This is a genomic window from Micromonospora sp. KC207, from assembly GCF_004348615.1.
Lineage (GTDB): Bacteria > Actinomycetota > Actinomycetes > Mycobacteriales > Micromonosporaceae > Micromonospora.
In genome coordinates this window covers 26120-37020 of sequence record NZ_SMKJ01000028.1, presented here as the reverse complement: position 1 = coordinate 37020, position 10901 = coordinate 26120, and the positions used below count along the sequence as shown (strand labels likewise).

Annotated in this window: 11 protein-coding genes and 1 pseudogene; 6 read left to right on the top strand and 6 right to left on the bottom strand. The window is 74.9% G+C overall.

What is annotated here, in order from left to right; translation table 11 throughout:
• Positions 1–346 (top strand): cellulose binding domain-containing protein (locus E1258_RS06030; RefSeq protein ID WP_207919435.1); only part of this gene is annotated, 346 nt, incomplete at its 5' end.
• 10 nt (positions 347–356) lie between these two features.
• Positions 357–557, top strand: a pseudogene (locus E1258_RS35740) (cutinase family protein); the annotation flags it as partial.
• 156 nt (positions 558–713) lie between these two features.
• Here the strand turns inward: E1258_RS35740 and E1258_RS06020 are convergent.
• From E1258_RS06020 to bioB, 4 genes are all read right to left on the bottom strand, one after another.
• A complete protein-coding gene (locus E1258_RS06020) occupies positions 714–2435 on the bottom strand; it encodes a ribosome-inactivating family protein (protein WP_132397568.1) in 1722 nt (573 codons plus the stop codon).
• A 207-nt stretch (positions 2436–2642) separates the two neighbouring features.
• Positions 2643–3149, bottom strand: a complete 507-nt coding sequence (locus E1258_RS06015) for a GNAT family N-acetyltransferase (protein WP_132397575.1) — start codon at positions 3147–3149, stop codon at positions 2643–2645.
• A gap of 9 nt (positions 3150–3158) precedes the next feature.
• Positions 3159–3398: a hypothetical protein gene (locus E1258_RS06010; protein WP_132397566.1), complete on the bottom strand. Its 240-nt coding sequence runs from the start codon at positions 3396–3398 to the stop codon at positions 3159–3161.
• A gap of 11 nt (positions 3399–3409) precedes the next feature.
• On the bottom strand, positions 3410–4405 hold the full coding sequence (bioB, locus tag E1258_RS06005) for a biotin synthase BioB (protein ID WP_132397564.1): 996 nt from the start codon (positions 4403–4405) through the stop codon (positions 3410–3412).
• A gap of 259 nt (positions 4406–4664) precedes the next feature.
• On the opposite strand from bioB, the gene E1258_RS06000 reads away from it, so the two are divergent.
• Positions 4665–5801 (top strand): 8-amino-7-oxononanoate synthase, encoded by a 1137-nt coding sequence (locus tag E1258_RS06000; protein WP_132397562.1) that lies wholly within the window; start codon positions 4665–4667, stop codon positions 5799–5801.
• A gap of 3 nt (positions 5802–5804) precedes the next feature.
• Positions 5805–6569 (top strand): dethiobiotin synthase, encoded by a 765-nt coding sequence (bioD, locus tag E1258_RS05995; protein ID WP_132397560.1) that lies wholly within the window; start codon positions 5805–5807, stop codon positions 6567–6569.
• An 87-nt stretch (positions 6570–6656) separates the two neighbouring features.
• On the opposite strand, the gene E1258_RS05990 is transcribed toward bioD, so the two are convergent.
• On the bottom strand, positions 6657–7832 hold the full coding sequence (locus tag E1258_RS05990) for a cytochrome P450 (RefSeq protein WP_132397558.1): 1176 nt from the start codon (positions 7830–7832) through the stop codon (positions 6657–6659).
• 9 nt (positions 7833–7841) lie between these two features.
• Complete coding sequence (locus E1258_RS05985) at positions 7842–8510, bottom strand: methyltransferase (protein ID WP_132397556.1); 669 nt, start codon at positions 8508–8510, stop codon at positions 7842–7844.
• Between the two features lie 246 nt (positions 8511–8756).
• Here E1258_RS05985 and E1258_RS05980 point away from each other — a divergent pair, with 246 nt between their 5' ends.
• A complete protein-coding gene (locus E1258_RS05980; protein WP_207919434.1) occupies positions 8757–9617 on the top strand; it encodes a hypothetical protein in 861 nt (286 codons plus the stop codon).
• Between the two features lie 100 nt (positions 9618–9717).
• Positions 9718–10878, top strand: coding sequence for an alkane 1-monooxygenase (locus E1258_RS05975; RefSeq protein WP_132397552.1), 1161 nt, complete (start codon positions 9718–9720; stop codon positions 10876–10878).
• Positions 10879–10901: the final 23 nt, after the last annotated feature.

Genomic DNA, 10901 nt, shown 5'->3' with positions numbered 1-10901 from the left:
CACCCCGACCCCGACGACCCCCGCCGGGTCCTGCAAGGTCGCGTACGCGACCAGCGACTGGAGCACCGGCTTCACCGCGAACATCACGATCACCAACACCGGCTCGACGGCGCTCAACGGCTGGAGCCTGGCGTTCACCTTCCCGACCACGGGCCAGAAGGTCGGCCAGGGCTGGTCGGCCAACTTCACCCAGACCGGCACCGCTGTGACCGCGTCGAACGCCCCCTACAACGCCGCGCTCGCGCCGGGCGCGTCGACGACCCTGGGCTTCAACGGCACCCACACCGGCACCAACCCGAAGCCCACCGCCTTCACCCTCAACGGTTCCCCCTGCACGCTGGCCTGACGCCGTTCCGCTGGATCCTGGCCGGTCACCGTCTATAGGAGACGGTGACCGGCCAGGACTTCTGCGCGCGCACGCGGGTGGCACGTCGGCGGTTCGGCCGGCCTTCGCCGCCCGCGTCCAGTCCTACTGCAACGCGGGCGACCGGTTCTGCCAGGGCGGGGCGAGCCTGGCACCTCACCTCAACTACCAGGGGTTCCGCAGCCAGGCTACCCAGTTCGTGGCGGCAGGGCCGCCGCGGCCCCGGCCGGGGGTTGATCCCGATCCTGGGGCAACGCAGCGGCCGGCCACCCGGGCGTGTCCGCGCCGGTGCCCCGGGGCGGTCACCGTGGCGGTGACGGTCGCCGCCCCGGGTCCGCGAGGCCTCGGCTCACTCGCCGGGGATGAGCTGGAGGAACTCGTAGTGGATCTCGACCCAGTTCTCGCCCTCGGTGAGCCGGAGAAGGCTTTCGTCCCCGCAGAACGTGCCGAACGGGGTCAGCCAGTCGTTGTGGCCGCTGCTGTCCGACTCCTCCACGTTGACGTAGAAGCATGGCTGCGCGCTGGAGCCGACGCGCAGGGGCGCGAGCACGGTCGGCGGGATCCAGTGACTCATGGTCGGCGGGTTGTCGCTGCTCTGCTCCCACAGCGAGTACGCCGATCCGCCACCGGGTTTGACCTTGATGAAGCCGTACGGCTCGGGGTCCCCGGCGTCGCCGGGGTTGCCGAAGTCGACGCGCGTGACGTGGTAGAGATACTGGTACGGGCTGGTCTGACACGGGATCGACGTCGCCCAGGACAGGCAGGGCCGCACCAGCCGTTGCACCGTGTAGTAGATGGTGACGGTGCCGTCATCGCCCCGGAACGTGCCGACCCCACCGGTGCCACACACGTCGCTGACCTGTGAGCTCAGGTCGTCGTCGCCGTTGCTGCTGTCGGACTCCCGCACGCTGGCGTGGAAGCAGAACACCCCGGTTTCGCTGTCGACGACGGCCCGGGCGTCGGTTAGTGGCACCCGCACGACGTGCGGGATGTTGTGGTCGGCCTGTTGCCAGGCGGTGCGGATCGGCGTGCCTTGACCGTCGACGAGCGAGACCGACCCGTAGGGCTCGAAGTCCGACCCGGCGTCACCGGGATTGTCGAAGACCAGTCCCTCGACGGTGACGAGGAATCGGCCGCCGGTGGGCGGGCAGGCCTCGTTCTCCGCTGCGGCCGCGGCTGCGGCGAACGGCTTCCGGCCGCAGTTGTTGTAGTGCAGAACGGCGACCACCGTGAGGATGTCCGCGACGGCTTTGAAGATCATGCCCGCGTAGGTGGCCGCGACGGCGACCCGTGCGTCCTGACCCCGCCACCAGTGCTGGGAGAGGTCGCCCCAGTTGTTCTGGAGATCCACCAGTGCGGGCGGCGGCGCGCCCCACTCGTCCCAGTGTTCCCGGAGATGCTCGAACAGCGGGTGGAACCGGGCCGCCTCCAGGACCATCTGGATCGTCACGACGAGGGCTTCGTTCGGCTGCTGCCCGTTGGCGCCGGAGAGCAGTTGAAGCGCCTTCACCAACGCGCCACCACCGAGGTTGAGCGCCTTGCGCTTCTCGGCCGCGTACCCCAGGTCGAGGTAGCTCCCGGTGAACGTCAGATTGACGATCCGGGTCCGCGCGGTCCGCAGGAAGTCGTACGGCGACCCGCTCCGGTCGTGCTGGAGGCGGAAGTAGACGTCAGCGTTGCCCACCCTGTCCTGGTCGGCCTGGTACCAGCCGACCAGGTAGAGGTCGTCGCGCCGGATCACCAGTTCGACTCGCCGGCCGCCGGCGACGAGCGCGACCGAGAAGTAGCCCGCCGGATCCGCGTCCGACGCCGTGGGCGCGGGCGTCACCGGGGTGTTGGCGCTGAGCTGCCGGCTCTGCGCCCGGATCGTCATGATGAGGTTCTCGTACGCCTTCGCACCGTCCTTGTCGAGGTCGAACGTGCCGACGGCGGGCTTGGCGACGGTACCGTTGACCGTCGTTGTCGCCGCGGCGGGTGGTGGCGCGACCACCGTCCCGCCGGTGATCAGGACGGCGGCGGCGACGGCCCCCGCAAGTCCAGCCGCCAGCGTCCGGAGTCGTGTCGTTCTCATAAGATCCCCTGCCCTCGGGCTACCGGCCGCGCGATCGCGCCGGGCCCGCCCAGGATATTAATCGTCATTCTTCGATGTCAGTCGGCGATCCGCGCGCCCGGCGTCGCCCAGACCCGCCGAGTCGGTCGGCTATCCACTTGCGTCCGACCGGATTCGTGTGCCACCGGCCACGTTCCCCGCGTGGGGCCCGGCCGCCCGCGCGGGCCGTCAGCCCGCGAGGTCCTCGGCGAGCAGGTCCATCAGCAGGCCGTCGTGCCAGCGGCCGTCCGCACCACGCTCGTAGCGGCGCAGGACCCCGACCGGGCGGAAGCCGACCTTCGCGTACGCCCGGATCGCGGCGGTGTTCGCCGCCGCCGGGTCGACGGTGAGCCGGTGGTGCCCATGGTCGTCGATCAGGTGCCGGGCCAGGGTGCGGATCGCGTCCCCACCCAGCCCGCCGCCGCGTACCGCCGGGTCGAGGAAGACGTCCAGGCTGGCGTGCCGGTAGTCGGGGTCGTCCTCGGCGTACCACTGGATGGCCCCGATGACCCGGCCGCCGTGCTCGACGGCGTACACGGTCAGGTCGTCGTCGCCGAGGTCGGCGCGGACGGCGGCGGTCAGGTCGTCGCCGCCGCGCCACCAGCGGCGCACCTCCGGCGCGGCCCGGATCGCGGCGAGGGTCGGCACGTCGTCGGCCGTCGCCGGCCGCAGCGTGACCGCCCTGCCTTGCAGCATCCGCATCGCTCAGCCCCGCAGCTCGCCGTGTTCGACGCAGACCGCCGCCCAGCCGACCGGGAGCACCTGCACCTTCATCCGGCGGCGGCAGCCCGCGCAGAACCGGGGCGGCTCCAGCGCGCGCGCCGACCGGCACGCCGCGTGGTCGCCGGCGTCGACCGGCTCACCGCAGCGGTCGCACCACGCCCCGGCCCTCGCCGAAGCTCCGGCCGCCCGGCCAGGGGTCGTCGACGGCTCCGAAGGGACCACGCCCGTCCCCGTCACAGCGTCGCGGAGAGCGCCTTGACCGGCATCTTCAACTCGGTCAGCAGCGCCAGGTCGTCGGTCGCCGGCCTGCCCAGCGTGGTCAGGTAGTTGCCGACGATGACCGCGTTGACGCCGCCGAGCAGGCCGTCGCGGGTGCCCAGGTCGCCGAGGGTGATCTCCCGGCCGCCCGCGTACCGGAGGATGGTGCGCGGCATGGCCAGCCGGAACGCGGCGATCGCCCGCAGCGCGTCCTTGCCCTCGACCACCGGGCGGTCGCCCAGCGGGGTGCCCGGGCGGGGGTTGAGGAAGTTCAGCGGCACCTCGTGCGGGTCCAGCTCGGCGAGCTGGGCGGCGAACTCGGCCCGCTGCTCCACGCTCTCGCCGAGGCCGAGGATGCCGCCGCAGCAGACCTCCATGCCGGACTCGCGGACCATCCGCAGCGTCTCCCAGCGCTCCTCCCACGAGTGGGTGGTGACCACGTTCGGGAAGTAGGAGCGGCAGGTCTCCAGGTTGTGGTTGTAGCGGTGCACACCCATGTCGACAAGCTCGTCGACCTGTTCCTGGCTCAACATGCCGAGCGAGGCGGCGACCTGGATGTCGACCTCGGCCCGGATCGCGGCGACGCCCTCGCGCATCTGCTTCATCAGCCGGGCGTCGGGGCCCCGCACGGCGGCCACGATGCAGAACTCGGTCGCTCCCGTCGCCGCGGTCTGCTTTGCCGCCTCCACCAGGGAGGGGATGTCCAACCAGACCGAGCGGACCGGCGAGGCGAACAACCCGGACTGCGAGCAGAAGTGGCAGTCCTCCGGGCAGCCGCCGGTCTTCAGCGACACGATGCCCTCGACCTCGACCTCCGGCCCGCACCAGCGCATCCGCACCTCGTGGGCGAGCTGGAGGGCGGCGGGCAGGTGCTCGTCGGGCAGCTTCAGCACCGCGAGCACGCCGGCCTGGTCGAGGCCGACGCCGCTCTCCAGCACCTGGGTGCGGGCCTGATCGAGGATCTCTGGCATGGCTCGTACCCTACAAGGCCCCCGGACCCGAAGAAACGCCCGAGCCGCGCGTCCCGGTGGGCCCCGTACCCGACCGGGAGGCGGCCCGGCGGCCCGGCGGTCCTGCCGCGCGCCGGGCCCGCGCCACGCCGGGGCGCGGCCGACTGGTGGTAACTTCGCCCGGCGGGAGCGGCCGAGCCGGGCGGGCCGGATCGAGCGGGCCGGATCGAACGAAGCGGTTTCAGCGGGCCGGATCGGCTGGAGCGGGGGGAGTGTGGCGGTGGCGGACTGGTTGGCGGGGCTGCACCGCCGCGCCGAGCTGCGGGCGAAGGCGGGACTGACCCGCCGGCTGCGGCCCCGCGCCGCCGGCGACCCGGTGGTCGACCTGGCCGGCAACGACTACCTCGGCCTGGCCACCCACCCGGAGGTCACCGCCGCCGCGGGGCGGGCCCTTTCGGCGTACGGGCTGGGCGCGACCGGCTCCCGGCTGGTGCGCGGCTCCACCGACGTGCACCACGGGCTGGAGGCGGCTCTCGCCGACTGGCTCGGCGTCGACGGCAGCCTCGTGTTCTCCTCCGGCTACCTGGCCAATCTCGGCGCGGTCCGGGCGCTCACGCAGCCGCGCACCCTGCTCGTCTCCGACGCCCACAACCACGCCTCGCTGATCGACGGCTGCCGCATCTCCGGCGCGGAGACCGTGGTGACCCCGCACGCCGACCCGGCGGCGGTGGCCGCCGCGCTGGCCGCCGCGCCGGGCCGCCCGGCGGTGGTGGTCACCGAGTCGGTCTTCTCCGTCGACGGCGACCTCGCGCCGCTGGCCGAGCTGCACGCCGTGGCCCGCCGGCACGGCGCGCTGCTGCTCGTCGACGACGCGCACGCGCTCGGGGTGCTCGGGCCCGCTGGCGCGGGCGGGGTGGCCGCCGCCGGGTTGGCCGGCGAGCCGGACGTGGTGGTCACCGCCACCCTGTCCAAGGCCCTCGGCGGCGCGGGGGGTGTGGTCGCCGGCCCGGCCGAGTTCGTCCGGCACCTGGTCGAGACCGGCCGGACCTTCATCTTCGACACCGCCCTGCCGCCCGCCGTCGCCGCCGGGGTGCGCGCCGCGCTGGACCTGGCCCGCGCCGGCGACGACCTGCGTGCCGAGCTGGCCGACCGGGCCGCCCTGGCGGTCCGTCGGTTGCGCGCCGCCGGGCTGGCCGTCTCCGCGCCGGACGCCGCCGTGGTGTCGGTGACCGCGCCCGGCCCCGAGGCGGCGACGGCCTGGGCCGCCGACTGCGCCGACCGGGGGGTGGCCGTCGGCTGCTTTCGTCCGCCGTCGACGCCGGACAGCCGCTCCCGGCTGAGGCTGACCATCAGCGCCGGGGTCACCCGGGCGGGCTTCGAGCGGGCCCTCGACGTGATCGTGGAGTGCGCCCCGTGACCGATGGCGGGATCGGGTGGATCGGGTGGAGGTGACGTCGTGAGCGCGGCGTGGGCCGGGCCGGTGCTGATCACCGGCACCGACACGGAGGTCGGCAAGACGGTGGTGACCGCGGCGGTGACGGCCGCGGCCCAGGCGGCCGGGCTGCGGGTGGCGGTGGTCAAACCCGGCCAGACCGGCACGGCCACCGGCGACCCGGGCGACGTCGACACGGTGACCCGGCTGGCCGCCCCGCTCACCGGCCGCACCCTGGCCAGCTATCCCGACCCGCTCGCCCCGCTGGCGGCGGCCCGGGTGGCCCAGCTGGAGCCGCTGGAGCTTTACGCCGCCGTCGACGCGATCCGCGAGGAAGCTGACAAGCACGACCTCGTGCTGGTCGAGGGGGCCGGCGGGCTGCTCGTGCCGATGGGGCTGCGCCCCTCCGGCGACGCCTGGACGATGGCCGACCTGGCGGTGTCGCTCGGCGCCCCCGCCGTGGTGGTGGCCCGCGCCGGTCTCGGCACCCTCAACCACACCGCGCTGACCCTGGAGGCCCTCGAACGGCGCGCGGTGCCGGCCGGCGTGATGATCGGCGCGTGGCCGGCCGAGCCGGAGCTGGTGCACTGGGCCAACCTGACCGAGCTGGTGCCCCACCTGCTCGGCGCGTTGCCGGCGGGCGCCGGGGCGATGGACCCGGGCGTGTTCCGCCGGTCCGCGCCGGGCTGGCTCACCCCCGCCCTGTACGGGGTGCTCGACGACTGGCGGGCCTGGGCCGAGGACGCCGGCTGACCCGCCGGCCACCAGCGGCCCCCGCAGGGCCTCTGGCAGTCGCCCCGGCCCTGGACGCCCGGGCGGCCGGGCGGCGCACGGCTCCCGTCAGTCGGCGGCCGGGTCGCGGGCGATTACGAAGGCGTCGGGCATCCGGAAGGTGAGGTTGTCGGGGCACCATGGCGGCCGGAGCACCCGTACGCCGTCGAGCAGGCCGGCGGCCTCGGTGACGACCACGGCGGCCTCCAGCCGGGCGAGCTGCGCGCCGACGCAGCGGTGCGCGCCCGCCCCGAACGCGAGGTGCCGGCGTGAGCCGGGCTGCCCGGGGCGGAACTCGTCGGGCGCGGCCACGACCTCCGGGTCCCGGCCGGCGCGGGCGAGCCACAGCACGACGCTGGTGCCCGCCGCGACGGCCGTGCCGCCGAGCGCGGTGTCGACGGCGGCCGTGCGCCGCCAGGTGACGATCGGCGGCTCCAGCCGCAGCCCCTCCTCGACCACGTCGGCGGCTTCGACGGTGCCGGCGCGCAGCCCGGCGCGTACCGCCGGCTCGGCGGTGAGCCGGTGCAGCAGCAGGGTGAGGAACTGCGAGGTGGTCTCCTGGCCGGCGACGAGCAGGAAGAACAGCGCGCCGACGACCACGTCGGTGCGGTGCCCGGCGGCGCGCAGCCGGGCGGCGAGCCCGCCGCCGGTGGCGGCGAACGCGCGCAGCGCCCGGTGGAACCGGCCCACCTCGGCGGCGAGGGCGGCCTGCCGGTCGGCGTCGAGCGGGGCCCAGAACAGCTCCAGGGCCGCGCGGGCGAACTCCTTCACCGCGCCGACCGGCGCGTCGGGCAACTCGACGAGCCGGGCCAGCACGAGCAGCGGCAGGTCCGCCGCCAGGTCGGCGTGTAGATCGACGGGTACGCCCGCGTCGAGCGCCGCGCGCAGCCGGGCGACCCGGTCGCGGACGAGCGCGGTGAGCCAGGGCCGCTGGGCGGCGACCCGGGTCGGGTGCAGGGCGTCGGCGACGATGCCCCGGATCTGCGGGTGGCTCGCCCCGCCGTTGTTGGCCAGGGTCGGCGGCAGCCGGAACCGGTGTGCGGCGAGCACCCGCAGGGCGGCGACCGGGATCGGGGTGACCGCGTCGAGGGCGTTGTCGGGCCGGAAGGTCGCCGGGTCGGCGAGCACCCGCCGGACCAGCGCGTGTCGGGTCACCACCAGGTGCGCCACGCCGACGTGGTCGGTCACCACCGCCACGTCCGGCCACCGCCCGTCGACGGCGTCCCCCCAGCCCCGGAACAGCACGGGGTCAACCTAGCGGGCGGCCCCCGGTGGCGCGGGGTCCAGCTCCCACACGGTGGTGTGCTTCACCCGTACGCTCTCCAACGCCTCGGGCACCGGCACGTCGTAGCCGGTCAGTTCGCGGAACCGGTCGCGGGGCAGGAACGCCCGCCCCGGGTCGCCGACCAGCACCCGCGCTCCGGACCGGGCGGCCCGGAGCAGGAAGCGCAGCATCCGGCGGGCCATCGCCTCGCTGTAGAAGACGTCCCCGGCGAGCACCACCTCGGCGTCGCCCGCGTCGCCGTCGAGGACGTCGCCGAGTTCGGCGTCGACGCGTACCCCGTTGGCCTCGGCGTTGAGCGCGACGGCGGCCACCGCGCGCTCGTCGACCTCGACGGCGCGCACGGCCGCCGCGCCCGCCCGGGCGGCGGCGACGGCGACCAGGCCGGAGCCGGAGGCCAGGTCGAGCACCCGGCGGCCGGCGACCACCTCGGGGTGGTCGGTGAGATACCGGGCAAGCGCCTGCCCGCCGGCCCAGGCGAACGCCCAGAACGGCGGCGGCTGGCAGCTGCGGAACTCGCCCTCGGTGAGTTCCCACAGCCCGATCGGCTCGTCGGCCTGGTGCAGGCGGACCTCGGGGACGAAAGCCACCGGGGCGAGCCGCGCGTGCAGCCTGACGAAGGCCGCGGAGAGGTCGGACACGCCCCGATTCTCCCCGGGCGGCGGGGCGCGCCGGCACCGGGGCGTCGCACCCGTCGTGGCGGGCGGGCGCGGGCGTCCGCAGGGGGGGCGATCCCGGGCGCGTCGCGGTTGGATGGTCACCGGTTCACCACTGTCGGTGAAATCGCCCCCCAGGCTTCGCGGTCCGTGCGAACACGCCCGTCTACCCGCTTGCCCGATACGCCCATAGCGTTGCCGGATGGATGGATCCGACGGAAGGTGAGGGCGGTGGTGACGGTGGTGCGGTACGCGCTAAGGGTCGGGGTGGTGCTGGCCTGCCTGTCCGGTGTGGGGGCCGGCGTGGCCGCGCCGGCTCGGGCGGCGGCGGCCGGGTTCGCCACCGAGCTGAGCGGCCTGCCGACGGAGTTCACGGCGGGCGACGGGGTGGAGACGGTCTCGGCGGTGGTGTCCCGCCGCGACGGCGGCTGCGTGAAGGTCCGCTGGTCGATGGTGCTCACCGTGCAGGGGCTGCGGCTGGACCAGGTGAGGATGGACCGGGTCGAGGAGACCGGGCTGTTCCCGCTGGAGATCCGGACGGAGGGCAGCACGGCCCGGCTGACCGACCGGCAGCTCGACCCGGGCACGCTCTGCCCGGGGCGCACGGTGACGGCCCGCTACCGGGTGGCCTTCGCCGAGGACGTCACCCGGGGCAGTGTGACGCTGGCCGCCGAGGCGTACGACCCTCGGTCGCGGCTGTTGGCCCGGCAGGCGGCGACCCGCGAGGTGATCGGGGCGGGCGCCGACGCGACGCCGCCCGGTGCGGTCCCGACGCCGGAGGAGCCGTCGGCGGATCCGACGGACGAGCCGCTGGAGCCGGCCGGCGTGGACGAGGAGGCCGAGCCGAGCGAGGAGGTGGTGGCCGAGGTGCCGCCGGCCGCGGCGGGTGGGCGTCCGGTGTCGTCCTCGGGCGGCTTCGGGGTGGTGCAGGCGGCGTTCCTGCTCGGCGCGCTGCTGCTGTCGCTGGGAGTCGGGCTGCTGCTGCGGCTGCGGCACCTGACGCGGACGGCCGACGACGGCGGGCCGGGCCCGGGGCTGGACTTCGAGCGGGCTGTCCCGCCGCGGCGGGGGTGGGGCCTGCTGCGCCGCTGACGAGGCGAGGCGGGGCGCGCGCTTTACAAAACTTCGACTCTTGTAAAACACCGTGGCGCGTGCCACAGTCGGGGCGTACCCGAGAGATCGGAGTCCGGCGATGACCGCTGGCGCCACCGCGACCGTCCCGCCCGCGACCTGGCGCGACCCGCGCAGGCCGCTCTGGCCGCTCGCCCTGCTGGTCCCGGCGCTGCCCTTCGCCGCCTGGCTGGCCTGGCGGGGCGGGGCCGGGTCGTGGGCCTGGTGGCTCGCCCCGGTGGTGGTCTTCGGGGTGATCCCGGTGGTCGACCTGCTCGTCGGCGACGACCGGCACAACCCGCCGGACGAGGCAATGCCGCGCCTGGCCCGCGACGGCTACTACCGCTGGCTCACCTACCTGTACCTGCCCGCCCAGTACGCCGCGCTGGTGCTCGGCTGTGCCGTGTGGGCCTCGGGCGGGCTGCCCCCGCTCGGCGCGGCCGGGCTGGTCGCCACCCTCGGCGTCGTCAACGGCATCGCCATCAACACGGCCCACGAGCTGGGGCACAAGCGGGAGAAGCTGGAGCGCTGGCTGTCGAAGGTGGCCCTCGCCCCGACCGGCTACGGGCACTTCCACGTCGAGCACAACCGGGGCCACCACGTGCGGGTCGCCACCCCGGCCGACCCGGCCAGCTCCCGGCTCGGGGAGAGCTTCTACGCCTTCTGGCCGCGTACCGTGCTCGGCAGCCTGAGTTCGGCCTGGCGGCTGGAGACGGGCCGGTTCCGCGTCCGGGGCCGCAGCCCGTGGACGTACCGCAACGACATCCTCAACTCCTGGGCCATGACCGTGGTGCTGTGCGCCGCGCTGGCCGGAGTGTACGGGCCGGGGGTGCTGCCCTTCCTGCTGCTCCAGGCGGTGTTCGGCTTCTCCCTGCTGGAGGTGGTCAACTACCTGGAGCACTACGGCCTGGCCCGGCGGCGCAACCCCGCCGGCCGGTACGAGAAGGTGGACCCGCGACACAGCTGGAACAGTGACCGGGCGGTCACCAACGTCTTCCTGTTCCAGCTCCAGCGGCACAGCGACCACCACGCCAACCCGCTGCGCCGCTATCAGACGTTGTGTAGCTTCGACTGCTCGCCGCAACTGCCCGCCGGGTACGCCACGATGGTCGTGGCCGCCCTCGTGCCGCCCGTGTGGCGGCGGGTGATGGACCACCGGGTGCTCGCCCACTACGGTGGCGACCTGGAGCTGGCCAACGTTCACCCGCCGGCCCGGGCCCGGCTGCGCCGGCTGGTCGGTTGACGGCGTCGGGCTGGGGCGGGGCT

Bases quoted from the DNA above. Each gene is read 5' to 3' on its own strand.
- E1258_RS06020 (WP_132397568.1), bottom strand. From the start codon at position 2,435: ATGAGAACGACACGACTCCGGACGCTGGCGGCTGGACTTGCGGGGGCC.
- E1258_RS06015 (WP_132397575.1), bottom strand. From the start codon at position 3,149: ATGCTGCAAGGCAGGGCGGTCACGCTGCGGCCGGCGACGGCCGACGAC.
- bioB (WP_132397564.1), bottom strand. From the start codon at position 4,405: ATGCCAGAGATCCTCGATCAGGCCCGCACCCAGGTGCTGGAGAGCGGC.
- bioD (WP_132397560.1), top strand. From the start codon at position 5,805: ATGGCGGGATCGGGTGGATCGGGTGGAGGTGACGTCGTGAGCGCGGCG.
- E1258_RS05975 (WP_132397552.1), top strand. From the start codon at position 9,718: ATGACCGCTGGCGCCACCGCGACCGTCCCGCCCGCGACCTGGCGCGAC.